Annotated in this window: 20 protein-coding genes; 5 read left to right on the top strand and 15 right to left on the bottom strand. The window is 72.3% G+C overall.

Annotation, left to right across the window (positions count from 1 at the left end):
* Window positions 1-326: 326 nt before the first annotated feature.
* The 7 genes from ACYVIH_RS22360 to groES all read right to left on the bottom strand — a co-directional run bounded on the left by ACYVIH_RS22360 (window position 327) and on the right by groES (window position 9,718).
* Window positions 327-2,030: a glycerol-3-phosphate dehydrogenase/oxidase gene (locus tag ACYVIH_RS22360; protein ID WP_460871753.1), complete on the bottom strand. Its 1,704-nt coding sequence runs from the start codon at window positions 2,028-2,030 to the stop codon at window positions 327-329.
* Window positions 2,027-2,845: a carbon-nitrogen hydrolase family protein gene (locus tag ACYVIH_RS22355; RefSeq protein WP_460871752.1), complete on the bottom strand. Its 819-nt coding sequence runs from the start codon at window positions 2,843-2,845 to the stop codon at window positions 2,027-2,029. The genes ACYVIH_RS22360 and ACYVIH_RS22355 overlap by 4 nt, the downstream gene beginning before the upstream one ends.
* A 13-nt stretch (window positions 2,846-2,858) precedes the next feature.
* On the bottom strand, window positions 2,859-3,965 hold the full coding sequence (locus ACYVIH_RS22350; protein WP_460871751.1) for a GuaB3 family IMP dehydrogenase-related protein: 1,107 nt from the start codon (window positions 3,963-3,965) through the stop codon (window positions 2,859-2,861).
* Between the two features lie 59 nt (window positions 3,966-4,024).
* Entirely contained in the window at window positions 4,025-5,542 is a 1,518-nt protein-coding gene (gene guaB / locus ACYVIH_RS22345) for an IMP dehydrogenase (protein WP_460871750.1), read from the bottom strand.
* Between the two features lie 134 nt (window positions 5,543-5,676).
* Window positions 5,677-7,416 (bottom strand): hypothetical protein, encoded by a 1,740-nt coding sequence (locus ACYVIH_RS22340; RefSeq protein WP_460871749.1) that lies wholly within the window; start codon window positions 7,414-7,416, stop codon window positions 5,677-5,679.
* Between the two features lie 236 nt (window positions 7,417-7,652).
* Window positions 7,653-9,284 carry a chaperonin GroEL gene (gene groL / locus ACYVIH_RS22335; RefSeq protein WP_460871748.1) on the bottom strand — a complete coding sequence of 544 codons (1,632 nt, stop codon included), beginning with the start codon at window positions 9,282-9,284 and terminating at the stop codon, window positions 7,653-7,655.
* A gap of 137 nt (window positions 9,285-9,421) precedes the next feature.
* Complete coding sequence (groES, locus tag ACYVIH_RS22330) at window positions 9,422-9,718, bottom strand: co-chaperone GroES (protein ID WP_460871760.1); 297 nt, start codon at window positions 9,716-9,718, stop codon at window positions 9,422-9,424.
* A gap of 182 nt (window positions 9,719-9,900) precedes the next feature.
* On the opposite strand from groES, the gene ACYVIH_RS22325 reads away from it, so the two are divergent.
* Window positions 9,901-11,076, top strand: a complete 1,176-nt coding sequence (locus ACYVIH_RS22325) for a class I SAM-dependent methyltransferase (protein ID WP_460871747.1) — start codon at window positions 9,901-9,903, stop codon at window positions 11,074-11,076.
* A 22-nt stretch (window positions 11,077-11,098) separates the two neighbouring features.
* Here the strand turns inward: ACYVIH_RS22325 and ACYVIH_RS22320 are convergent, their stop codons facing one another.
* The gene (locus ACYVIH_RS22320; protein ID WP_460871746.1) at window positions 11,099-11,908 is read right to left on the bottom strand and encodes a helix-turn-helix domain-containing protein; all 810 of its coding nucleotides are present in this window, start codon (window positions 11,906-11,908) and stop codon (window positions 11,099-11,101) included.
* Window positions 11,909-11,974: 66 nt separating this feature from the next.
* Here ACYVIH_RS22320 and ACYVIH_RS22315 point away from each other — a divergent pair, with 66 nt between their 5' ends.
* Window positions 11,975-12,424: a DUF3224 domain-containing protein gene (locus ACYVIH_RS22315; RefSeq protein ID WP_460871745.1), complete on the top strand. Its 450-nt coding sequence runs from the start codon at window positions 11,975-11,977 to the stop codon at window positions 12,422-12,424.
* 27 nt (window positions 12,425-12,451) lie between these two features.
* On the opposite strand, the gene ACYVIH_RS22310 is transcribed toward ACYVIH_RS22315, so the two are convergent.
* The 3 genes from ACYVIH_RS22310 to treY are packed head-to-tail and all read right to left on the bottom strand — an operon-like array spanning window position 12,452 to window position 18,287.
* Entirely contained in the window at window positions 12,452-14,134 is a 1,683-nt protein-coding gene (locus ACYVIH_RS22310) for a glycoside hydrolase family 3 N-terminal domain-containing protein (RefSeq protein WP_460871744.1), read from the bottom strand.
* 44 nt (window positions 14,135-14,178) lie between these two features.
* The gene (gene treZ / locus ACYVIH_RS22305) at window positions 14,179-15,915 is read right to left on the bottom strand and encodes a malto-oligosyltrehalose trehalohydrolase (protein WP_460871743.1); all 1,737 of its coding nucleotides are present in this window, start codon (window positions 15,913-15,915) and stop codon (window positions 14,179-14,181) included.
* Between the two features lie 11 nt (window positions 15,916-15,926).
* Window positions 15,927-18,287: a malto-oligosyltrehalose synthase gene (gene treY / locus ACYVIH_RS22300; protein WP_460871742.1), complete on the bottom strand. Its 2,361-nt coding sequence runs from the start codon at window positions 18,285-18,287 to the stop codon at window positions 15,927-15,929.
* A gap of 97 nt (window positions 18,288-18,384) precedes the next feature.
* Between treY and ACYVIH_RS22295 the strand changes: the two genes are divergently transcribed.
* The gene (locus ACYVIH_RS22295; protein ID WP_460871741.1) at window positions 18,385-18,819 is read left to right on the top strand and encodes an SRPBCC family protein; all 435 of its coding nucleotides are present in this window, start codon (window positions 18,385-18,387) and stop codon (window positions 18,817-18,819) included.
* A gap of 10 nt (window positions 18,820-18,829) precedes the next feature.
* Here ACYVIH_RS22295 and ACYVIH_RS22290 read toward each other — a convergent pair whose 3' ends face one another.
* From ACYVIH_RS22290 to ACYVIH_RS22280, 3 genes are all read right to left on the bottom strand, one after another.
* Window positions 18,830-19,456 (bottom strand): MBL fold metallo-hydrolase, encoded by a 627-nt coding sequence (locus ACYVIH_RS22290; protein ID WP_460871740.1) that lies wholly within the window; start codon window positions 19,454-19,456, stop codon window positions 18,830-18,832.
* A gap of 35 nt (window positions 19,457-19,491) precedes the next feature.
* Window positions 19,492-20,577 carry an S-(hydroxymethyl)mycothiol dehydrogenase gene (locus ACYVIH_RS22285; protein ID WP_460871739.1) on the bottom strand — a complete coding sequence of 362 codons (1,086 nt, stop codon included), beginning with the start codon at window positions 20,575-20,577 and terminating at the stop codon, window positions 19,492-19,494.
* 91 nt (window positions 20,578-20,668) lie between these two features.
* Window positions 20,669-21,628 carry a sodium:calcium antiporter gene (locus ACYVIH_RS22280; RefSeq protein WP_460871738.1) on the bottom strand — a complete coding sequence of 320 codons (960 nt, stop codon included), beginning with the start codon at window positions 21,626-21,628 and terminating at the stop codon, window positions 20,669-20,671.
* Window positions 21,629-21,777: 149 nt separating this feature from the next.
* On the opposite strand from ACYVIH_RS22280, the gene ACYVIH_RS22275 reads away from it, so the two are divergent.
* Together ACYVIH_RS22275 and ACYVIH_RS22270 are read left to right on the top strand one after the other, a co-directional pair.
* Complete coding sequence (locus ACYVIH_RS22275) at window positions 21,778-22,344, top strand: SigE family RNA polymerase sigma factor (RefSeq protein ID WP_460871737.1); 567 nt, start codon at window positions 21,778-21,780, stop codon at window positions 22,342-22,344.
* On the top strand, window positions 22,341-23,576 hold the full coding sequence (locus tag ACYVIH_RS22270) for a hypothetical protein (protein ID WP_460871736.1): 1,236 nt from the start codon (window positions 22,341-22,343) through the stop codon (window positions 23,574-23,576). The genes ACYVIH_RS22275 and ACYVIH_RS22270 overlap by 4 nt, the downstream gene beginning before the upstream one ends.
* A gap of 3 nt (window positions 23,577-23,579) precedes the next feature.
* On the opposite strand, the gene tsaD is transcribed toward ACYVIH_RS22270, so the two are convergent.
* The gene (gene tsaD / locus ACYVIH_RS22265) at window positions 23,580-24,632 is read right to left on the bottom strand and encodes a tRNA (adenosine(37)-N6)-threonylcarbamoyltransferase complex transferase subunit TsaD (RefSeq protein WP_460871735.1); all 1,053 of its coding nucleotides are present in this window, start codon (window positions 24,630-24,632) and stop codon (window positions 23,580-23,582) included.
* Window position 24,633: the final 1 nt, after the last annotated feature.

Below are 24,633 nucleotides of genomic sequence, written 5' to 3'. Positions count from 1 at the left end.
CGCACCACCCTCAACCCCGCATCACACGGAGCCTCGGCCTGGGGCAACCTGACCAAACTTACCGGAGCCGCTCGTCCCGGTCAAATCCGGGCCTTGCCTTTTCCGGCCCCGCACACATCTGTCCTCCGGAAGCGATCCGAGGCCGCTGTTGCGCGCGCTCGAGCCACCCTGGATGAGGTGAGTGTGTGGGTTTTCGCTGGGGCCGAGGGCCCTGCCTTGCGGCCTTGCCCTCCGTCGCTCCCGGCGACAGGAGAGAACATTACGCAGCCCTCTCCCTTCGCGCAAATCCAAAACCTGTGGCCCCGGTCACTGCGCCGACGCGAGGTTCAGACGATGTCGGGGGCGCTCACGCGGGCCTCGTCGGCCTCCCGGTCGGACAGCGCCAGCTGGCTCTGCCGCTCCGCCTCGACCCGGCGCAGGTAGTGGTCCACCTCGTCGTCGCGACGTGCGCGGTCCCAGCCGAGCTCGCCCGCCATCAGGTCCGCTGCGGGACCGGCGGCCTTGACGCCGCGGTCGAAGGTCTCGATCGAGATCCGGGTGCGCCGGGTGAGCACGTCGTCGAGGTGACGGGCCCCTTCGTGGCTCACCGCATAGACCACCTCGGCGGCGAGGTAGTCCTCGGCTCCGGCGAGTGGTTCGCCCAGCTCGGGGCGTTCGGCGACCAGCTCGAGCAGCTCGTCGACCAGACCGCCGTACCGGTTGAGCAGGTGGTCGATGCGGGCGACGTGCAGCCCCGACCGGCGAGCCAGGCTGTGGCGCTGGTTGCGCCGCGTCTCGTAGCCCTCGGCTCCGGCCAGCAGGACCCGGTCGGTGATCGACTCCGGCACCCGCTCGCCCAGGCAGTGCACGGCGGCGTCGACGGCATCGCGCCCCATCACCCGGTAGGTGGTGAGCTTGCCGCCGGCGATGATCACCAGGCCCGGGACCGGCGTGACCACGGTGTGCTCCCGGGAGATCCGGCTCGTCGGCTCGGACTCCCCGGACAGCAGCGGCCGCAGACCGGCGTACACGCCCTCGACGTCGTCGTGGGACAGCGGCTCCTTGAGGATCCGGTTCACCTGCTCGAGCAGGTAGTCGATGTCGCGCCGCGAGGCCGCCGGGTGCGCCTTGTCGAGGTCCCAGGGCGTGTCGGTGGTGCCGATGATCCAGTGCCGTCCCCAGGGGATCACGAACAGCACCGAGACCGACGTGCGCATGATCAGACCGGCCTCGGACCGGATCCGGTCGCGGGGCACCACCAGGTGGATGCCCTTGCTGGCCTGCACGTGCAGGGCACCACGGCCGCCCACCATCTCCTGGATCTCGTCGGTCCACACGCCCGCGGCGTTGACCACGGTCCGGGCCCTGACCTCCAGCTCCCGTCCGGTCTCGAGGTCCACGGCGCGCACGCCGGTGACCCGGTCGTTCTGGCGCAGGAAGCCGACCACCTTGGTGCGGTTGACGCACAGCGCCCCGTGGGAGACCGCGGTGCGGGCGATGGTCACCACCAGGCGCGCGTCGTCGACCTGGGCGTCGTAGTACCGGATGGCCCCGGCGAGATCGTCGACGCGGAAGTCGGGGGCGATCCGGCGCACCTGGCGGCGGAACAGGTGCCGGTGCGTGGGGACCCCCATGTCGTACTTGCCGGCCATCGCCATCGCGTCGTAGATCGCGAGGCCGGCGCCGACGTAGGGCCGCTCCCAACCCTTGCCCGTCAGCGGGTAGAGGAACGGCACCGGCTTGACCAGGTGCGGGGCCAGCCGGGTCAGCAGCAGACCGCGCTCCTGCAGCGCCTCCCGGACCAGGCCGAAGTCGAGCATCTCGAGGTAGCGCAGGCCGCCGTGGACCAGCTTGCTCGACCGCGAGGAGGTGCCGGAGGCGAAGTCGCGCTGCTCCAGCAGGCCCACGCTCAGGCCCCGGGTGACCGCGTCGAGCGCGGTGCCGACGCCGGTGATGCCACCACCGACCACGAGTACGTCGAGCTCGTCCCGCTGGAGCCGCGCCAGCGCGTCCTCGCGGCCCTGGGGGCTGAGCCTCCCGTCGTGGTTCATCGTGCTCCCAGGTCGTGTCGGGTGCGGGCGCCGAGACTGGGCAGCCGGTCCCGGCCGATCGGGTTCATCGCCTGGACCCGGAGCACCTCGTCGGCGTGGAGATCGGCGACCGCCAGGGCGGGCGACTCCTCCCCCACCCGGTCCAGCGGCCGGCCCTCCGGGTCGTAGACCGCGCTGCCGCCGTTGAACGTGTGCTCGCCACAACGGCCGGTGAGCCCGGAGAACAGCACGTAGATGCCGTTGTCGAGCGCGCGGGCTGCGTAGTACAGGTCTCTGCGATGCTCCGACCCGGTGTAGTACGCCGACGGGCACAGGTAGGCACGCGCCCCGTCCGCTGCAGCCGCGGCGGCGTGCTCGGGAAAGCAGCCGTCGTAGCAGATGCCGAGGCCGAGCTCCCAGCCGTGGAGCACGATGCTCGCGCCGTGGTCGCCCCGCGCGAAGAACTTCGCCTCCTCGTCGAAGAGGTGCTGCTTGTCGTACGGCGCGCTGACTGCGCCGTTCTCGGCGACGACCAGCAGGCTCAGCGTCGTGCGGTCCGGTGACCGGCGTACCGCCGCCCCGGCGACGACCACGATCCCGAGGCCGGCCGCGGCATCCCGCAGGGGCGTCAACCGGGCGTCGTCGAGCGAGACCCCGTGGCCGGAGACCCACACCTCGGGGGCGTAACCGGTCAGGAACAGCTCGGGCAGCACGACCAGCCGGGCCCCCCGCTCCCTCGCGGCACCGACCAGCTCCACCGCCGTGGCGACGTTGGCGGCGACGTCGTCGGGGACCGACTCCGCCTGCGCAGCCGCCACGCGCAGGACCACGCTCACCGGCTGCTCGCCGTCACTGGACGACGACCTCCACGCGCTGGAACTCCTTGAGCTCGGTGTAGCCGGTGGTCGCCATCGCCCGACGCAGGGCACCGACCAGGTTCATCGTGCCGTCGGCGACACGGGAGGGCCCGAAGAGGATCTCCTCGAGCGTGCCGACCGTGCCGATCTCGACCCGCTCGCCGCGGGGGAGCTTGGAGTGCCAGGCCTCGGCGCCCCAGTGGAAGCCGCCGCCGGGCGCCTCCTCGGCGCGCGCCAGTGGAGAGCCGATCATCACCGCGTCGGCGCCGCAGGCGATCGCCTTGGCGACGTCGCCGCTGCGGCCGATAGAGCCGTCGGCGATCACGTGTACGTAGCGGCCGCCGGACTCGTCGAGGTAGTCACGGCGCGCGGCGGCGACGTCGGCGACCGCCGAGGCCATCGGCACCGCCACGCCGAGCACCGTGCGAGTGGTGTGCGCCGCGCCCCCGCCGAAGCCGACCAGCACGCCCGCGGCGCCGGTGCGCATCAGGTGCAGCGCGGCCTGGTAGGTGGCGCAGCCGCCGACGATCACGGGTACGTCGAGCTCGTAGATGAACTCCTTGAGGTTCAGCGGCTCCGACTGGCCCGAGACGTGCTCGGCGGACACCGTGGTGCCCCGGATCACGAACATGTCGACACCGGCGTCGACCACCGTCTTGGCGAACTCCTTGGTGCGCTGCGGGGAGAGCGACCCCGCCACGGTGACGCCGGCCTCGCGCATCTGCTTGAGGCGGGCGGTGATCAGCTCGGCCTTGATCGGCTCGGCGTAGATCTCCTGCATCCTGCGGGTCGCAGCCTGGCCCCGCAGCTCGCCGACCTCCGCGAGCAGGTCGGTCGGGTCGTCGTACCGGGTCCACAGCCCCTCGAGGTCGAGCACGCCGAGGCCGCCGAACTGACCGACCGCGACCGCCGTGGCCGGGGACATCACCGAGTCCATCGGGGCGGCGACGATCGGGATCTCGAACCGGTAGGCGTCGATCTGCCAGGCCGTGGACACCTCTTCGGGGTCGCGGGTGCGGCGGCTCGGGACGATCGCGATGTCGTCGAAGGAGTAGGCGCGGCGGCCGCGCTTGGCACGGCCGATCTCGATCTCGGTCACGTCGGGACTCTACCTGTCGTGGCTGGGGTGCTGGCTGTGACGGCGGGCGGGGCGCGGAGTCAGCGGGAGCTGTAGTTGGGCGCCTCGACGACCATCTGCACGTCGTGCGGGTGGCTTTCCTTCAGGCCGGCCGAGGTGATCCGGACGAACTGGCCGCGCTCCTGCAGCTCGGGCACGGTGCGCGCGCCGACGTAGAACATCGACTGGTGCAGGCCGCCGATCAGCTGGTGGGCGACGTTGGCGAGCGGGCCGCGGTAGGCGACCTGGCCCTCGATGCCCTCGGCGACGATCTTGTCGTCGCTGGACACGTCGGCCTGGAAGTAGCGGTCCTTGGAGAACGACTTCTTCCCGCGCGAGGCCATCGCCCCGATCGAGCCCATCCCGCGATAGGCCTTGTACTGCTTGCCGTTGACGAAGATCAGGTCGCCGGGGCTCTCCTCGCAGCCGGCCAGCAGCGAGCCGATCATCACCGAGTCGGCGCCGGCGACCAGTGCCTTGGCGATGTCGCCGGAGTACTGAAGGCCGCCGTCGGCGATCACCGGCACCCCGGCCGGCTTGGTCGCCAGCGAGGCTTCGTAGACCGCGGTGATCTGGGGGACGCCGACACCGGCGACGATCCGCGTGGTGCAGATCGAGCCCGGCCCGACCCCGACCTTGACGGCGTCGGCACCGGCGTCGACGAGGGCCTGAGCGCCGGCCCGGGTGGCGACGTTGCCGCCGATCACCTGCACGTGGCGGGTGCCCGGGTCCTTCTTCAGCCGGGCGATCATCTCCAGCAACAGCCGCGCGTGACCGTTGGCCACGTCGGCGACCAGGACGTCGACGCCGGCCTCGACCAGCGTGGTGGCCCGCTCCCAGGCGTCACCGAAGTAGCCGATCGCGGCGCCGACCAAAAGCCGGCCGACGGAGTCCTGGGAGGCGTTGGGGTACTGCTCGCCGCGGACGAAGTCCTTGACCGTGATCAGCCCGGCGAGCTTGCCGTGCTCGTCGACCAGCGGCAGCCGCTCGAGCTTGTGCTTGCGGAGCAGCGCGGTCGCGTCGTCCCGGCTGATCCCGACCGGTGCGGTGATCAGCGGCATCTTGGTCATCACGTCGCCGACCCGGGTGGTCGCCCACTCCGCTGCCGGCAGGAAGCGCAGGTCGCGGTTGGTGATGATCCCGATGAGGGTGTTGTCCTCCTCGATCACCGGCAGGCCGGAGACGCGGTACTCCCCGCAGCGCTCGTCGAACTCCTCCAGGGTCGCCTTCGCGCCGATCGTCACCGGGTTGGGGATCATCCCGGTCTGGGTCCGCTTCACCAGGTCGACCTGGTAGGCCTGGTCCTCGATCGACAGGTTGCGGTGCAGGATGCCGATGCCGCCCTGGCGAGCCATGGCGATCGCCATCCGCGACTCGGTCACGGTGTCCATCGCGCTGGAGACCAGCGGGATCTTGATCTCCAGGTCGCGGGTCAGCCGGGTGGTGGTGTCGACCTCGCTGGGGATCACGTCCGTCTCACCCGGCAGGAGCAGGACGTCGTCGTAGGTCAGCCCGAGGGCTGCGAACTTGTCGGGGAGGCCGGCGGGGTTGAGGTTCATGAGACCTTCCGGAGCAGGGGGGAGGCTGACCTCCAGTCTACCGAGGCGAGCCGCCCCTGCTCCGGGCGGTCCAACGGCGCTCCGGCGTACGACGGGCGCGGTGCTCGTCGTACGCCGGCGGCCGGTCGTAGTGCTCAGACCCGGCGGGAACGGACCGTGAGGTGACCGCTGTCGGCGGGGTTGCCGTAGGCGATCCCGACCCGTCGGCCGACCACGTCGACAGACAGCCGCGACGGTGAGTAGCCGACGCTGCCCTGGACCGTGGAGAGCCGCCCGCGGCTGCCCTGCAGAGTCAGGTGGTAGATGCCGTTGCCCGCGCAGCCGTAGAACCACCAGCAGGCAGGCGCGCCGCGGAGCGAGAACGCGACGTGGGTCCGGTCGCCGAGCGCCGCCACGCCCACGGTCTCGGCCTTGAACCTGGTGCGGACGACCCGCTTCCCGTTGTAGACGCTGAGCTTCGGCACCGCGCCCGCGGACCACGCCGCCGAGAGCCGGCCGGTCGGGCTCACAGCCAGGTCGAAGTCCTGGATCCCGGACGCACCGACGACCTTCTTGAACGCCCCCGTGCCCTTGCGCGCCAGCACGGTGAGCCCGCCCTGCGCGGTACGCGCGGCCACCGCGACCGTGCCACCGCCGGCCGCGATGCGAACCTCGCGCACGCCGGTGACGCCGAGGCGCTCCGGACGCCCACCGACGAGCTGGTAGGTCAGCCGGTTGCCGACCTCGTAGGCCAGGTGCAGCTTCCCGGTGCGGCGGTCACCGGCGAGGTCGACGTAGTAGAAGCCCGAGGAGCCCGCGGGAAGCCGGCGGACGACCTGAGGCGTCCGGCCGACCTGGGTGAGGTACAGCTGGGGGCAGTACTCGATGAAGCGTCCCGAGGACGGCTTCGTGGCGCCCCAGGCCACCACCGGGCGGCCCTTGCGGTCCATCGCCAGGCCCACCGATCCCTCGGTCTGCGAGGAGTCCAGCTGCCAGCTGCCGCCAGGGCCGTAGTAGTAGACGCCCTGGTGGAAGACGCCCCGGCCCGCGGTGTGGGTGCGGCCCCTGGCGTCGTAGCGCAGCCGGACGTCGTTGAAGTTGTCCTGCTTGCCGACCACCTGGCCGGTCCAGTTCCCGCGCCCTCCGGCGCGGGTCGCCTTGCCGCGGATCTTCTTCGGCGGGAAGGGCGCCGGCGTGCAGGCGTCACCCGGGGTGCCCGTGCCCGGGTCACCCGTGCCGGGGTCGCCCGTGCCCGGGTCGCCTGTGCCGGGGTCGCCGCCGCCGGCGTCTCCGGCCTCGATATCGACGCTGAAGAGCGCCTGCAGGGCTGGCTTGTCGGAGTAGGTGAGCGTGCCGGACTGGTGGTTGTCGGAGCGGACCGCGGCGACGTCGCCTGAGGACCCGGCGCCGAGCACGTCCACCTCGGAACCGGCCCAGGCGCTCGAGACCCGCAGTGCGAGGTACTGCCCGGCCTGGACCGGCAGGTTGACCGGCAGCTCGGTGACCCGGTCGGGGTCGGTGGAAACCGGCAGGGAGCCGGCGGCACCGACCCGCACCACGGTGTAGCTGCTCCCGCTGCGGGTCAGCACCACCACCGCTACGTCGCTGCTCATCAGGGCACCGCCACTCGCCACCGCGCCGTGACGCACGCGCAGCTTCTTCGCGGTGCCGGTCGCGGTGACCAGGGTTCGCCCGGGGCCTTCGGACTGAAGCACGTTGCAGGTCTGGGCGCCGCAGTCCTGGGTCGGCGGTCCTGAGGCGCTCAGGTCGGCTCCGACGGTCACCGTCGTCGCGGCGGTGGCCGGGGACAGGGGCACGCCCGCGAGGGGCAGCGTGGCAACGACGAGCGCCAGTGCCCCGAGCAGCCCGGCACCAAGACGGCGACGGACGGTCATGATCGGCAGACTAGGTCGGCTCGAGACCGTTGGCCCCGTTTTTACCCAGTTGCCCCGCGCCCGCGGCGGCGGTCGTCGTCGCCGCACTCCCCTCGCGTTCTGGACGCAACGCCGGCGTCATGCCGCGTGTTCAGCGTCCATAACCCCGCGTTACTTGGGGTGGAGAGGATGCCGGAACGGCGAACGCCGCCCGGCCCCGTGGGGCGCGAGCGGCGTTCGGACGTGCGTGCGAGCCGTCAGTGACCGTGGCCGTGGCCGTGACCGGCTCCGGCGGCGGCAGCAGCCTCGTCCTCGTCCTCGGGCTTCTCGACGACGAGGGTCTCGGTCGTCAGCAGCATGCCCGCGATCGACGAGGCGTTGACCAGCGCCGAGCGGGTGACCTTGACCGGGTCGAGGACGCCCTGCGCGACGAGGTCGCCGTACTCACCGGTGGCGGCGTTGTAGCCGTTGCCGGGCCCGGCCTCGCGAACCTTCGCGACGATGACGTAGCCGTTCTCGCCACCGTTCTCGGCGATCCAGCGCAGCGGCTCGTCCGCGGCCACGCGGACCACGTTGACACCCATCGCCTCGTCACCGGTCAGCCCGAGGTTGTCCCCGAGCACGGAGACGGCGTGGACGATGGCCGAGCCACCGCCGGCGACGATGCCCTCCTCGATCGCGGCGCGCGTCGCGGAGACGGCATCCTCGATGCGGTGCTTCTTCTCCTTGAGCTCCACCTCGGTGGCCGCGCCGACGCGGATCACGCAGACACCGCCGGCGAGCTTGGCCAGACGCTCCTGGAGCTTCTCGCGGTCCCAGTCGGAGTCGGTGTTCTCGATCTCGGCCTTGATCTGGTTGACGCGGGCGTCGACCTCGTCGGGCTTGCCGGCGCCGTCGACGATCGTGGTGTTGTCCTTGGTGATCACCACGCGGCGGGCCTGGCCGAGCACCTCGAGGCCGACCTGGTCGAGCTTGAGGCCGACCTCCGGGGAGACCACCTGGCCGCCGGTGAGCGTCGCGATGTCCTGCATCATCGCCTTGCGGCGGTCACCGAAGGCGGGAGCCTTGACCGCGGCGGCGGTGAAGGTGCCGCGGATCTTGTTGACCACCAGGGTCGAGAGCGCCTCGCCCTCGACGTCCTCGGCGAGGATGAACAGCGGCTTGCCGGCCTGGATGACCTTCTCCAGCAGCGGGAGCAGCTCGGCGATCGCGGAGATCTTGCCCTGGTGCAGCAGGATGTACGGGTCGTCGAGGACGGCCTCCATCCGCTCGGCGTCGGTGACGAAGTAGGGCGAGATGTAGCCCTTGTCGAACTGCATGCCCTCGGTGAAGTCGAGCTCGGTGCCCATCGTGTTGGACTCCTCGACGGTGATCACACCGTCCTTGCCGACCTTGTCGAAGGCCTCGGCGATCAGCTCACCGATCACCGCGTCGCGCGAGGAGACGGTCGCGACGGCGGCCATGTCCTCCTTGGAGTCGACGTCGCGGGCGGCGTCGCGCAGGGCGTTGCCGACGGCCTCGACGGCGAGGTCCATGCCGCGCTTGAGGCCCATCGGGTTCGCCCCCGCGGCGACCGCACGCAGGCCGTGGTGGACCATCGCCTGCGCGAGCACGGTCGCGGTCGTCGTACCGTCACCGGCGACGTCGTTGGTCTTGGTGGCAACCTCCTTGCACAGCTGCGCACCGAGGTTCTCGAACGGGTCGTCGCACTCGACCTCGCGCGCGACGGTCACACCGTCGTTGGTGATGGTCGGCGCGCCCCACTTCTTGTCCAGGACGACGTAGCGGCCCTTGGGGCCCAGGGTCACCTTGACGGCGTTGGCGAGGGTGTCCACACCTCGCTCGAGCGAGCGACGTGCGTGCTCGTCGAACTCAAGAATCTTCGGCATCGTGAGACTTCAACCTTTCCGGTCGGCTGTTGGACGACACAGCCCCGAGGGCCCGGACGTGTCAGGTTCCTGACCGAGTCGTTGGGCCGCCCGGGGCGGTGTCGAAGAGATCGTGCTGTCGGCTGGTGGAGCCCAGGTCAGCCGATGACCGCGAGCACGTCGCGGGCGGACAGGATGAGGAACTCCTCGCCGGAGTACTTCACCTCGGTGCCGCCGTACTTGCTGTAGATGACCTTGTCGCCGACGTTGATGTCCATCGGGATCCGCTCGTCACCGTCCTCGTTGAATCGGCCGGGACCGACGGCGATGACCTCGCCCTCCTGCGGCTTCTCCTTGGCGGTGTCGGGGATGACCAGGCCGGAAGCCGTGGTCTGCTCGGCGTCGAGCGGCTTGACGACGATGCGGTCCTCGAGCGGCTTGATGTTGACCGACACGATGTCGACCTCCACTTTCTCGTGTTTCGAGAGTTCACATGGCAGATGGGGTGCTTGCGTCGGTCGCACGCCGTCGCGGGGGTCGCACGTCCTGCAAGCTGGCACCCTCCAGGGGAGAGTGCTAAGTGCGAATCTATGACGCGATTAGCACTCGGTCAAGTCGAGTGCCAGACTGCATGGTCGTGGATCTCGACGCGTTCCGATGGCTGCTCTCCGCAGACGGACAGGGCCTGCTCGCCCGGGCCGCAGAGGTGTACGACGGCCGCCCGGCCGGCGCCCTGCCCGCGGCCGAGGTGCTGCGCCGCGAGGCCGCCCCTGAGCAGGTGGCCGCGGCGATGACCCAGGTCGAGCTCCGGCTCCGGGCGCGCGATAAGTTCGGCGATCTCGCCGTCTCGATGTACTTCACCCCCGAGGGGCTCGAGCAGGCCACCCGGCTGCGGGTCGCCGAGCACCGTGCGGCACGCGTCGCCGCAGCCGCCCCCGCCTCCGTGCTGGACGTCGGCTGCGGTATCGGCGGCGACCTGGTCGCGTTCGCGCGGGCCGGGCTCACCGCCGCCGGCATCGACCGGGACCCGTTGCGGGTGGCCGTCGCGGGCGCCAACCTCACGGCGCTCGGGCTCGGCGGGGCGGTGCAGGTCGCCGACGCCGAGGCGCTGGACCTGACCGCCTTCGGCGTGGTCTTCGCCGACCCCGCGCGGCGCACCGACCGCGGCCGGGTGTTCGACGTCGACGCCTACGCACCGCCCTGGTCGTTCGTCGAGCGGCTGCTCCACCGGCCCTCGGTCGTGAAGGTCGCCCCCGGCATCCCGCACGACCTGGTGCCGCCCGGCGTCGAGGCCGAGTGGGTCAGCGACGACGGCGACCTGAAGGAGGCCTCGCTGTGGTCGCCGCAGCTGGCGACCGTCACCCGTCGCGCGACGGTGGTCCGGCCGACCGGCCTGGCGAGCATCACCGACGAGGACGACCCCGGTGACCGGTCGGTGCGGGCGGTGGGCAGGTACCTCTACGAGCCCGACGACGCGGTGATCCGGGCCGGGCTGGTCACCGCGGTCGCCGCCGGCGTGCACGGCGGGCTGGTCGACGAGCACATCGCCTACGTCACCAGCGACTCCGGGTTCACCACGCCGTTCGCCCGCAGCTACGAGGTGCTCGAGGAGCTGCCCTACAAGGAGAAGGCGCTCAAGGCCGCGCTGCGGCTGCGCGGCATCGGCCGGCTGACCATCAAGAAGCGCGGTGTCGACGTGGTGCCCGAGGAGCTCCGGCGCCGGCTGGCGCTGAAGGGCGACGCCGAGGCGACCGTCGTACTCACCCGGGTGGCGGGCAAGGGCACCGCACTGCTGGTCCGCCCGGTGCGCTGACCCGTCGGGACGTCCGGGCGGCTCAGGTAGCGGGATCGCGGCGGTAGGTCTCCGGCGGGGAGCCCACCACCTGGCGGAACGCCCGGGTGAGGTGGGCCTGGTCGCTGAAGCCGAGCTCCTGCGCGAGTGCGGACCAGTCGACGGGCCGGTCACCCGTCGCAGCCGCCGCGGCCTCGAGGATGCGGAACCGCTGGATCACCCACTTGGGGCCGACGCCGACGTACTCGGTGAACAGCCGCTGCAGCGAGCGCAGGCTGGTGCCGGCGACTGCTGCCAGGTCCTCGGCCCGGCGGAGGTCGTGGCGGCGTTCGGCCTCCTCCACCAGGCCGCGCACGCGTCGGGCGGTCTCGTCGGGCTCCGGACAGGTCTCCAGCAGGTAGTCCTCGATGGCTCGCACGAGCTCCTCGGCCGGCCCGTCGGCGAGGATCCGCTCCGCCGCCGCCCGGTCGTCCACCCCCAGCACCTCGTGCCCTGGGAGCACCGTCTCGGCGATGCTCCCCACGGACCGTGTCAGCAGCGGCCGGAAGCCGGCGGGGTGGAAGGCGGTCCCGAGGACGAGCCCAGAGCCGGTGAGAACCCGTTCGAACGGCTCTCGGCTGAGGCCGTGCACGAGCAGCCGACCGTGCTCGGCCGCGACGTGCACCCGCGGCTGCGGCACGACCTCCTGACGGTGTCGTCCCGGCACGTCCCAGTGCACCAGCCAGTGGTAGTCGACGTACTCCGCCAGCTCGGGTCGTGGCGCGAACCGCTCGACGCGGAACACCTCCGCGCCCGCGCGCGGCCGCACGATCGCCTCGGGCCTCCCCCGCGGGACGCTCTCGCCGGTGCTCACGAGCCCCGATGCTAGTCGTCGCGTTTGTTCAAGACCGGGTCTCCGGCGGTTCCTAGGTTGGCCGGCATGGACACCATCACCTACACACACCAGGCAGTCACGCGGTTCCAGGTCTCGTCGTGGTCAGAGACCACGCTGGTCGACATCGACGGGACGGGGACCCGGCACGGCGAGGTCTACACCCCCACCCGCGGGATGAGCCGGGTGGAGGCGGGCTACACCTACACCGGCGACCTCGTCGGCTCCTCGACGATGGCCTACCTGCTGGCCTACCACCCGGGCTCGGCCCCGGCGTTCGGCCTCGAGCACGTCACCGGCTCGCTGGAGGGCCGCGAGGGCTCGTTCGTGCTCCGGCACGTGGGCGAGCACGACGCGGATGCGGTCACGGTGCGCGTCGAGGTGCTCCCCGGCATGGGCACCGGCGAGCTGGCCGGACTCCGGGGCGAGGGGCAGCTGCGGATCGCCGGTCACAGCGAGGACGGGTACGAGCTGGTGCTGGAGTACTCGCTCGGCTGACGGCCCGGCGCAGGCCCGAGGGCCCGGTCAGCAGCCGGTGCGCTGGACGCCCGTGACCGGCACCGGGAGGTGACCCGGCGCCCGCGCCTTGCCGAGCAGGACACGCACCAGTGCCTTCATCGCGCCGGGGGTGTCGCCGTACATCGCGAGCTTCGCCACCCGCGCCGAGCTGCGCCCGAGCACGTAGGGCGTGTCCAGGCTGACCACCACGTCGGCGAAACGTGCTCCGCCCCGGTAGCCGATGAGGGCGACCTCGGTGCCTGCACCGGTCCGCAGTCCCGCAGCCCGCGCGGCCGCGTCGAACCGGGCGACGGCGTCGGCCGGGCCGGTCGCGCGCACGGCGCCGCCGACCAGCCTGCCCCGGCACGGTCCGGCGACGACCGTCGCCGCCCCCGCCGAGAGCAGGTACGACGCTCGCCCGCTCGTCCCGGGCCGGCGGGTCAGCGACGGCTCGGTCGCGCGCTGGTGCAGGAGCACCGCGATCTGGCGAGCGGCCGCCGACTCGACCCGGCCGCGGGAGAGCCGCCCGCTCCGCACCGCGCCGACGATCGCGTCGCGGGCGGCCCGCGGGTCCGGGGGCATCAGCACGACGTCGACACCGGCGGCCAGCGCCCTGACCGCGGCCTCGCCGCTGGAGAACCGGTTCGCGACCGCGGCCATGTTCATCGCGTCGCTGACCACGAGGCCGGAGAACCCGAGGTCGCGGCGCAGCAGCCCGGTGACCACCTTGCGCGACACCGTCGAGGGCGTCCGCGGGTCGACCGCACGCACGTCGATGTGGGCGACCATCACCGACGGCACCCGTTGCTCGACAGCCGAGCGGAACGGCACGAGGTCGCCGGCTCGCAGCTGCCGCAACGTCTTGCGCTGCACGGGGAGCTCGACGTGGCTGTCGGCGGTCACCGAGCCGTGCCCGGGGAAGTGCTTGACCACCGGGACGACGCCGGCACTGAGGTAGCCGTCGACGGCGGCGTTCATCTGGCGGGCGACCACCTTCGGCCGGCTGCTCGCCGAGCGCGATCCGATGGTCGGGTCGTCGGGCCCGGAGGTGACGTCGGCATCGGGGGCGAACACGACGCTGAACCCGAGGTTGCGCAGCTCGGCGCCGCTGGCCGCCGCGGCCCGGCGGGAGAGGGTGGCGTTGCCGGCGGCGCCGGTGCTCATGAACGTCGGGAACCGGGTCGCGGCGCCCTTGACCCGCTCGACGATGCCGCCCTCCTGGTCGACCCCGATGAACACCGGCCAGCGGCGGCCGGCGTCACGAGCGGCAGCCTGCAGGGCGCGGTTGCTGCGGCGCAGCGCGGCGGTGCCGCCGATGTTGTCGGCCATGACGATCACGCCGCCGAGGTGCAGCCCGTTCACCAGCCCGGTCGGCGCCCGGCGCCCGTCGTACTCGGCCACGATGACCTGGCCTGCGAGCTTCGCCAGCGGCAGCCGGGCCGCGATCCGGCGCGCGCGCCGCAGCTCGGCGACCGTCGGGCCCCAGCCGGTGGTGGCCGGCTCCGGCGCGTGGACCTGTCCGCTCACCCGGGCGCTCATCGCGGCGAGCGTGACCCGGTCCCGGGCGGCGTGCCGGTCGCGGGCCTGGGCGCCGGACAGCTCGGCGGCCGGCGATGAACCGACCCCGTCGTCGCTCGCGCCGCCGAGCGTGCAGGCACTGAGCAGCAGGCCGAGCACGAGCGAGGCGACGGAGGCGCGGCGGATGGTCATCGGTCGATCCTTACAGGCCAGCGGGTGCGGGCGCGAGCGACGGGTCACGGACCGACGACCACGGCGCAGTGCGGCGGCACCTCCACGACACCGTCGACCACGGCGACCCCCGGCTCCCAGCTCAGCAGCACCTCGCCGACGGCCTCGGTGCGCACCTCGGCCGCGGAGAGGTTGACCAGCACCCGGTGCCGGCCGCGCTCCATCGTGAACAGGCCGGTGTCGTGGTCGTGCCTGGCGCGGACCCGGCCGAGGTGCGGGTCGTGCAGGTCCCGCTGCTCGCGACGCAGGTGGATCAGGTCGCGGTACCACTGCAGCAGGCGCGCGTGGTCGCCGCTGTCGCGCTCGGACCAGTCCAGCCTCGAGGCGGTGAAGGTGGCCTCGGCCTGTGGGTCGGGTACGTCGTTCTCGTCCCAGCCGTGCGAGGCGAACTCCGCGCGTCGTCCCTGCCGCACCGCCTCGCCGAGCTCGGGGTCGGTGTGGTCGGTGAAGTACTGCCACGGGGTGCTCGCGCCCCACTCCTCGCCCATGAACAGCATCGGCGTCCACGGCGCGGTCAGCAGCAGCGCCGCGCCGCAGGCCAGCAGACCCGGCGGCACGGTGGCCGAGATCCGGTCGCCGGTCGCGCGGTTGCCGACCTGGTCGTGGGTCTGCAGCGAGGCGACGAACCGCCAGCCCGGCACCGAGGCGGCGTCGACCGGCCGGCCGTGCCGCCTGCCCCGGAACGACGACCACGTGCCGTCGTGGAAGAACGGGCTGCGCATCGCCTTCTCCAGCGCGCCCGGATCGGCGAAGTCGCTGTAGTAGCCCTGCGTCTCGCCGGTCAGCGCGACGTGCAGCGCGTGGTGGACGTCGTCGGCCCACTGGGCGTGCAACCCGAGCCCGCCCACCGCGTCGGCCCGGCCGCGCGGGGTGACCGTGCGCGGGTCGTTGCGGTCGGACTCGGCGATCAGCCACAGCCGCCTGCCCTCCCGGGCGGCGAGCTCGTCGACCTCCCGCGACATCTCCTCGAGCAGGTGCACTGCGCGGTCGTCGTGCAGCTCATGGACCGCGTCCAGCCGGAGTGCGTCGACCCGGAAGTCGTGGAACCACTGGCGGACGTTGTCCAGGACCCAGCGGCGGACCGGCTCGCTGTCGGGGGCGTCGAGGTTGAGCGCGGCACCCCACGGCGTGTGGTGGGTGTCGGTCAGGTACGGCCCGAACTCGCCGAGGTAGTTCCCGTCCGGGCCGAGGTGGTTGTAGACCACGTCGAGGCAGACCCCGAGCCCCCGCCCGTGGGCGGCGTCGACGAACCGCTGCAGCGCGGCCGGCCCGCCGTAGACCTCATGCACCGCGTAGGGGGCGACCCCGTCGTAGCCCCAGCCACGGCTGCCGGGGAACGGCGCCAGCGGCATCAGCTCGACGAGGGTGACCCCGAGGTCGACGAGGTGGTCGAGCCGGTCGACCGCCGCGTCGAGGGTGCCCTCGGGGGTGAAGGTGCCGACGTGGAGCTCGTAGATCACCGCGCCCTCGAGCGGCACGCCGGTCCAGCGCTGGTCGGTCCAGGCGAAGTCGGCGGGGTCGAACAGCTGCGACATGCCGTGCGGGCCGTCGGGCAGCCGCAGCCCGCGGGGGTCGGGGCGCGGGTCGCCGCCGTCGAGGGAGAAGGCGTACGTCGTACCGGGTGCGGCCTCGACCGCGACGTGCCAGTGACCGCCGTCGCCGGGGGCCATCGGGTGCCGCTGGTCGCCGAGCACCAGGTCGACCGTCTCGGCGCGGGGCGCCCACAGCGTGAACTCGCGCATCGGGTCCTCTCTCACCGCGCCACGAGCAGGGCCACGGGCATCGTCGCGAACAGGTCGGCGCAGCGGAGCTCGCCGGCAGCGTGGCTGCGGCCGGTGAGCTCGTCGCGCCAGGTGCCGTCGGCCGGGGGCAGGGTGACCGTCTGGTCCTGCCAGCCGCCGGCGTCGACCAGGCGTCGCGGGGCCCGGGTGACGACGGCCGCCACCTGGCCGGTGCGGACGAAGCCGACCGCGTGCTCGGTCGTCGAGGCGAGCGGCTCGTAGGTCGCGTCGTCGCCGAACGCGCCGCGCAGCTCGCGGCGCACGCGCAGCGCGCGCGAGGTGACCAGCAGCTTCTCGTCGTCCAGCGACTCGGGTCGCTGCTCCTCCAGCCGGCGCAGCCGGGCCTCGAGCGCGTCGTAGTCGACCGGGCGGCGGTTGTCGGGGTCGACCAGGGAGAGGTTCACGACCTCGCAGCCCTGGTAGGTGTCGGCGGTGCCGGGCAGCAGCAGCTGCAGCAGCTTCTGCCCGAGGACGGTGGCCCGGATCCCCTCGGTGTTCTCCAGCACCGCCTCGTCGACGCAGGCGCGCAGCGGGCCCGGCGACATCGCGTGGTCGGCGAAGGCGAGCACCCGTGCCTCGTAGTCCGGGTCGCCGTCGACCCAGGCGGTGTGCCGCTTGGCCTCGCGCATCGCCTTGGTGAGGTAGGCGTGCAGCCGGTCCTGCGGCAGCGGGCCGGCGCCGACGATCGTCTGCCACAGCAGGTGCGCGGTCGGCCGGTCGACCCCCGCCTCGTCGGCCGCCTCCCGGTAGAGCTTGGAGCAGTCCTCCCACGCGATGGTGTCCTGGGCGACGGCCAGCAGGCGCGCACGGACGTCCTCGCTGCGCTTGGTGTCGTGGGTGGACAGCGTGGTCATCGACAGCGGCCAGTGCCGCTGCTGGTGCGCGGCCCACTCGTGCATGATCGCGGGCTCGGCCCGCTCGAGGACCGCCGGGTCGCCGCCGACCTCGTTGAGCGCGACGAGCCGGTGCCAGCGGTAGAACGTGGTGTCCTCGATCCCCTTGGCCATCACCGGCCCCCACGTCTGCTGCAGCCGGATCGCGAAGTCCAGCGAGTGCTCGTCATCGGGCTCCTCGGCCTTGGCGATGTCGGCGAGGGCGTTCAGCTCGAACTCCAGGTCGGGCCGCGCCGCGACCGCTTCCTGGCGCGCCTGCTCGAGCCGCTTGCGCGCCAACGGGGACAGCCGCTCGTCGGGACGGACGTAGGCGCGGTAGACCTCGCTGGCGACCAGCAGCTCGACGACCGCGTCGGTGACCCGCTCCTCGTCGAGGTCCGGCAGCGCGTCGCAGGCACGGCGGGTGAGCCGCTGCACCTCCGGGCCGAGCAGCTCGTCGACGACCTTGCGCTTGGCGCGCTCGACCGCGTTCTCCAGGTCCAGCCCGCCGCCGGCCTGCACCCAGCACTCGTCGAGCACCGGCAGCGGCTCGGGGTCGACGAGGGCGGTGGTCACCGCCCGCATCGCGTCGTAGCCGGTGGTGCCGTCGCAGGGCCACGACGAGGGCAGCCTCTCCTCCCCCTCGAGGATCTTCTCCACCCAGATGCCGGTGCCGTTGACCGTCGCGTCGCGCAGCTGCTGCAGGTAACCCTCCGGGTCGGCGAGGCCGTCGGGGTGGTCGATGCGGAACCCCTCGATGATCCCGCGGTGGTTCAGGTCGAGCAGCAGCCGGTGGGTCGCCTCGAAGACGTCGGGCAGCTCGACCCGCACCGCGATCAGCTCGGTGACGTCGAAGAACCTGCGGTAGTTGAGCATCGCGTCGCTGTCGCGCCAGTTCGCCAGCACGTAGTGCTGTCTGTCGAGCACCTCGGCGAGGTCGCCGTCGCTCGTGCCCGGTGCGACCGGGAGCACGTGGTCGAAGTAGCACAGCACCGGCTGACCGTCGTACTCGTCCCGGGTGATCTCGCCGGCGGCGAGCGCCTCCTCCAGCGTCCCACCCAGGATCGGCAGGCCCAGCTTGCCGCCGCCGGCGTCCCAGTCGATGTCGAACCAGTGCGCGGTCGCCGCCTCCCGTCCCTCGCGCAAGGTCTGCCAGAGCGGGGCGTTGGCGTGCTCGGGGGCGACGAAGGCCATGTGGTTGGGCACCACGTCGACGACGATCCCCAGGCCGTGCTCGCGCGCTGTCTCGGCCAGGGAGACGAGCCCGTCCTCGCCGCCGAGCTCGTCGCTGATGCGGGTGTGGTCGAGGACGTCGTACCCGTGCAGGGAGCCGGGGACGGCCTGGAGGACCGGGGAGAGATAGAGGTGCGTGACACCGAGACTGGCGAGGTAGGCGACCCGGGCTTCGGCGTCCGCGAAGGTGAAACCGGCATGCAGCTGAAGACGGTAGGTCGCGATCACGGTGTACTCGTTCCCCCTCGAAGCACGTTCAAGCGTGTGACCCCTGACCATAGACGCGGCCGGTGCCGGGTCACCACCGGCGGGCTAGCGTCGGTGCATGACGACCACCATCGAACGCACCGTCACCGTCGACCGGCCGGTCGCGGCCGTGTTCGCCTACCTCAGCGACTTCACGACGACCAACGAGTGGGACCCCGGGACGGTGCGGACCGAGCGGGTGAGCGGTGACGGCGGGGTCGGTACGGCGTACCGCAACGTCTCCAAGTTCGCCGGCCGCGAGACCGAGCTGACCTACGTGGTCGAGCGGATCGTGCCGGGCGAGGTGTTCGCGCTGCGCGGGGAGAACAAGACCGTGGTGGCGCACGACACGATGACGTTCCGGCCGACAGCGTCGGGCACCGAGGTGCGCTACGTGGCGCGGTTCGACTTCAAGGGCCTGGCGCGGTTCGCCGCGCCGCTGCTCGCCCCGGCGTTCAAGAAGCTCGGCGACGAGGCGGAGCAGGGCATGCGCGAGGCGCTCCTCAGGCTCTGAGCCCCGGAGCTCAGCCCAGGTTGGCCTTCTCCGCGCCGATCGTCGTGTCCTCGCCGTGCCCGGTGTGCACGACCGTGCTGTCGGGCAGTGCGAACAGCCGCTCGCGGATCGACGCGACGATCGTGTCGTGGTCGCTGAACGACCTGCCCGTGGCGCCCGGTCCGCCGTTGAACAGCGTGTCGCCGGTGAAGACGCAGCCGAGCTCCTCGGCGTAGAAGCACACCGCGCCGGGGGCGTGGCCGGGTGTGTGGATCACCTGCAGCCGGATGTCGCCGACCTCGATGATCTGGCCGTCGGCGAGGTCGACGTCCCACAGCTCGTCGGGGTGGGTCAGCTCCCACACCGGCCGGTCGTCGGGGTGCAGGAAGATCGGCGCCTGCGTCTCCTGGCGCAGCCGCGGGGCCACTCGGACGTGGTCGTCGTGGGCGTGCGTGCACAAGATCCCCTTCACCTGCCGCTCCCCCACCGCGGCCAGGATCCGTGTGACGTCGTGCGGCGCGTCGATCACGACGCACTCGTGGTCGTCACCGACCACCCACACGTTGTTGTCGACGTCGAAGGTCTGCCCGTCGAGGCTGAACGTGCCGCTGGTGACGGTGTGGTCGATGCGGGTGCGCGGGCACTCGGTGCCGGTCATGGGTGCTCCTCGGGAGGGTCGGGGAGGTACGTCGGTCAGAGGATCACCACGGAGCGGAGGACCTCGCCGTGGTGCATGTGCTCGAAGGCCGCCTCGACGTCGTCGAGCCCGATCCGCTCGGTGACGAACGCGTCGAGGTCGAGCCGGCCCTGCTGGTAGAGGTCGACGAGCATCGGGAAGTCGCGCGACGGGAGGCAGTCGCCGTACCAGCTCGACTTCAGCGAACCGCCGCGCCCGAAGAAGTCCAGCAGCGGCAGGTCGGGGACCTTCATGTCCGGGGTGGGCACGCCGACGAGCACGACGGTGCCGGCGAGGTCACGGGCGTAGAACGCCTGCTTCCAGGTCTCCGGCCGGCCGACCGCGTCGATCACCACGTCGGCGCCGAAGCCGCCGGTGAGCTCCTGGACCGCCTCGACCGGGTCGGTCTGCTTGCTGTTCACGGTGTGGGTGGCGCCCATCCCCTTTGCCCACTCGAGCTTCCTGTCGTCGATGTCGACGGCGATGACCTTCGACGCACCCGCCAGCCGGGCGCCCATCACCGCGGCCGATCCGACGCCACCGCAGCCGATCACCGCGACGGACTGGCCCCGGCGGACCTGGCCGGTGTTGATCGCCGCGCCGATGCCGGCCATCACGCCGCAGCCCAGCAGGCCGACCGCTGCCGGGTCGGCGGACGGGTCCACCTTCGTGCACTGGCCGGAGTGCACCAGCGTCTTGTCGGCGAACGCGCCGATGCCCAGGGCCGGGGTCAGCTCGGTGCCGTCCTCGAGGGTCATCTTCTGGGCGGCGTTGTGGGTGGCGAAGCAGTACCACGGCTCACCGCGGTCACAGGCCCGGCAGTTGCCGCACACCGCGCGCCAGTTGAGGATCACGAAGTCACCGGGGGCGACGCTCTCCACGCCCTCACCGACCGCCTCGACGACGCCCGCGGCCTCGTGGCCGAGCAGGAACGGGAACTCGTCGTTGATGCCGCCCTCCCGGTAGTGCAGGTCGGTGTGGCAGACCCCGCAGGCCTGTACCTTCACCACCGCCTCGCCGGGGCCCGGGTCGGGCACGTTGATCGTGACGACCTCGACCGGCGCGCCCTTGGACCGCGCGATGACTCCTCGGACCTGCTGCACTGCTGCCTCCCGGTGCTCGTACGGCGACTCCCGTCACCCTACTGACCCGGTCGACAGCTCTACTCGGTCGATCTGATTCGCCGGCCCGGCGTCAGCGGGTGAAGAGCCAGCCGGTGGCGACGAGGTAGCCGGCGACGAGCAGGAGACCGAGCGGCCGGGGCAGTGTCCCGGTACGGCGGCCCGCCAGGAGCAGCAACGGCAGGGCGGCTGTCACGAGGCCGATCGTGAGCACCGGCGAGCTCCGGCCCAGCAGGAGCGGGTCGACCCACGCCGCGAGGCCCAGCGTGACCGTCGCGTTGTAGGCCACCGACCCGACCGCGCCGGCGAGCGCGATCTCGGTGACCCCGCGCCGGTGGGCGGCGAGGACCAGGGCGACCATCTCCGCGCTGGTGGCCAGCGCCAGCACGGTCAGCCCGATCACGGACTCGGTGGCGTCGAACGCGTCCACCAGGCCGCGAGCTCCCCGCACCGCGAGGAACCCACCGACGACCATCCCGAGCAGGCCGACGAGCACCAGCAGCAGCGCCCTGGCCGGCTCCTCGTCACGCCCCTGGCCCCGGTCCTCCTCCTCGGCGAGCTCGGCCAGCTCGCCGATCACGGGAGGTTCCTGCTCCCGGCGCCACACCCAGACCACTCCCGCGACGTAGGCGAGCACCAGCACGGTGCCCTCCCCTCGTCCGAGCACGCCGTTCCACATCAGCACGACGGCGAGCAGACCCACGGCAGCAGCTGCACCGCCGTACTCCACCACTCGACGGCTCACCGGCAGCGGCGCGAGCAGCGCCGCCAGCCCGACGGTGAGGGTGAGGATCACCAGGTTGGCGCCGATCGCGTCCCCGGCGGCGAGCGCGGGGTGGCCCTGCCCCGCGGCCAGCATCGCGGTCACCGCCTCCTCGGGCTCCGCGCCGGCGAGCAGCACCCCGAGCGCCAGCACGCTGACCCCCAGCCGCGAGGCCGCCTCGCCGATGTGCTCGGCGAACGCCTCGGCTCCCGCGGTCAGCAGGCCGGCTCCGGCCACGAGGAGTACGACGGCGAACAGGATCTCCAGCACGACCCCCATCCTGCCGGGTCGGCCACCGGGGTCTCGACGGGCTCGACCACCGGGGCTCGACCACCGGAGGGGCGGCGGATGCAACCTCCGGCGCGGTTTTCGCGTCTTGGGGGCGCGGAAGCCGAGAGGATGTGGGAAAGGTGCAGCTGGTGACCCAGACGGGGGTGCAGATGGGGAGGGAGTCCTCCAGCGCGAGATCCGCGCGCGACGCCGAGTTCGAGCAGTACATGGCGGCCCGCCAGCCTGCCCTGCTGCGCACCGCCTACCTCCTCACCGGTGACCAGCACAGCGCCGAGGACCTGGTGCAGACCTCGCTGGCGAAGCTGTACCTGTCCTGGGACAAGGTGCAGCGCCGCGAGCTCGTCGACGGCTACGTCCGGCGGATCATGGTCAACGAGCACAACTCGCTGTGGCGACGCGCGTGGAAGCGCAAGGAGTTCGCCACCGACACGATCCCCGACCACACCGGGGTCGAGGACCGGCCCGACCACGGCGAGCGGTCCGCGCTGTGGGAGTTCGTGCAAACCCTGCCGCGCAAGCAGCGGGCCGTGGTCGTCCTGCGCTACTACGAGGACCTCAGCGAGGCCGAGGTCGCCGACATCCTCGGGATCTCGGTGGGCACCGTGAAGTCCCAGTCCAGCCGAGCCCTGGCCGCCCTGCGCGAACGCGTGCACACCCAACCGATGCTGACCCGTGACGGGGAGGAGGAGCGATGAACAACCTCGACGAGAAGGACCTGCTGGTCCACGAGCTCCGGGAGCGCTCCAGCGACGTCGGCGGGCACCCGATCGGCTTCGCCGCGGTGCGGCAGAGCGCGAAGCGGATCCAGCGGCGCCGGCACCTGGTCACCGGCGGCGTCGCTGCACTCGTCGCGAGCATCGCGCTGCCGACGGGCGTGGCGGTGAACTCCGCGCTCGACGGTGCCGGGCAGCCGGACCGGCAACCCACCTTCGCGACCAGCCCCACGCAGGCCACGCCGAGCGAGGCCCCCACCGCGCCGTCCGGCCCCGTGACGCTCACGCTCGACGGTCTCGAGCGCGGCGCGGAGCCCGGGATCGACTACCTCCTGGGCACCGAGCTGGTGCGGGCCGACGGCACCCGCGTGCAGCTGGAGCGGGAGTACCAGCAGATCGCTCCGTTCGACGACGGCTGGGTCGCCCTGTGGCAGGAGAACGGCGAGTACACCCGCGACTTCCTCGACGCGGACGGGACGGTCCGGGACTCCATGCCGTCCGCACCCGGGCTGGCGGTGAACCAGGCCGGGACCCAGGTGGCCTATAGCCAGGTGGACGGCGGCAAGCAGCAGATCTTCGACGCGACGGGACTGGACGCCCGCACCGTGGAGGACCCGGACGGCACCAGGCCGCTCACCCCGGTCGGGTACGCCGGCAACGGGGTCCTCGTGTTCAAGACAGAGGGTGACCCCGGCCAGGTCTATGTGTACGACGAGCGGTCGAAGGTCTACGAGGTGCCGGCCAACCCGAAGCTGATCTCGGCCCGCGGCACCTCGCAGGCGCAGGGTCTGGTCGCCGGCCAGCTGTCCTACAACGAAGACGGCACCTCCTGCTGGACGGTGGTGTCCTACAAGACCGGCAACCAGCTGTTCGGCAAGACCTGCGACTGGACGCTGGAGAAGTTCAGCCCGGACGGCCGCTACGTGGTCGGCACCCCGTCGGACGGAGACGGAGTGGGCCCACGCGGCTTCGCGATCCTCTCCGCGCAGACCGGCGACGTGCTCACCGAGTTCGAGCAGGACCGCGACGGCCAGCTCTTCCTCGGCGACCCGGTCTGGGAGGACGAGGCGCACGTGCTCGCCACGGTCGTCGACGGGCTGGAGTCGAGGGTGGTCCGGTTCGGTCTCGACGGCAGCATGGAGGTCGCCTCGGACCCGGTCACCGGCGAGGACTACGAGATGCCCTCACCGATCCGGTTCGCCACCCAGCCCTGAAGGTCAGGCGACGACGGTCGTGACCGGCAGGCTGGAGTCCGCGGGCAGGTCCAGGGACGAGGCGGCGCGACCGCGGGCGACCAGCTCGGAGCCGAGTGCCGCGACCATCGCACCGTTGTCGGTGCACAGGCCCGGCCGCGGCACGCGCACCCGGATCCCCTTGGCCGCGGCGCGTTCCTCGGCGAGCACCCGCAGTCGGGAGTTCGCCGCCACGCCGCCGCCGATCAGGATGTCGTCGATGCCGTGTACGACGGCCGCGTCCACCGCCTTGCGGGTGAGCACGTCGCACACCGCCTCCTGGAACGAGGCCGCGACGTCGTTCACCGGCACCGCCTCGCCGGAGCGCTCGCGCGCCTCCACCCAGCGGGCCACGGCCGTCTTGAGGCCGGAGAAGGAGAAGTCGAAGCGGTGCCGCTCCAGGTCGCGGCCCGAGGTCAGACCGCGCGGGAAGTCGATCGCCACCGAGCTGCCGGACCGCGCGGCCCTGTCGACGTGGGGCCCACCGGGGAACGGCAGGCCGAGCAGCCGGGCGACCTTGTCGAACGCCTCGCCGGCGGCGTCGTCGATGCTGGCGCCCAACGGGTCCACCCCGGTGGTGACGTCCTCCACCCGGAGCAGCGAGGAGTGCCCGCCGCTGACCAGCATCGCGATGCACGGCTCGGGCAGCGGCCCGTGCTCGAGCTGGTCGACCGCGACGTGCGCGGCGAGGTGGTTCACGCCGTAGATCGGCTTGCCGAGCCCGACGGCGAGCGCCTTCGCGGCTGCCACCCCGACGAGCAGCGCGCCGGCCAGGCCGGGGCCGCTGGTCACCGCGATGGCGTCGACGTCGTCGAGGGAGACGCCGGCGGTGTCGCAGGCGCGCTCGATCGTCGGCACCATCGCCTCGAGGTGGGCACGCGAGGCGACCTCGGGCACGACCCCGCCGAAGCGGGCGTGCTCCTCGACGCTGGAGGCGACGGCGTCGGCGAGCAGGGTGTGGCCGCGGACGATCCCGACACCGGTCTCGTCGCAGGAGGTCTCGATGCCGAGCACCAGGGGCCCGTCGTTGGTTGGCATG

This window comes from Nocardioides pakistanensis, from assembly GCF_054781215.1.
Note: the sequence above shows the minus strand (reverse complement) of the source record. Positions and strands in the feature narration are given on the sequence as shown.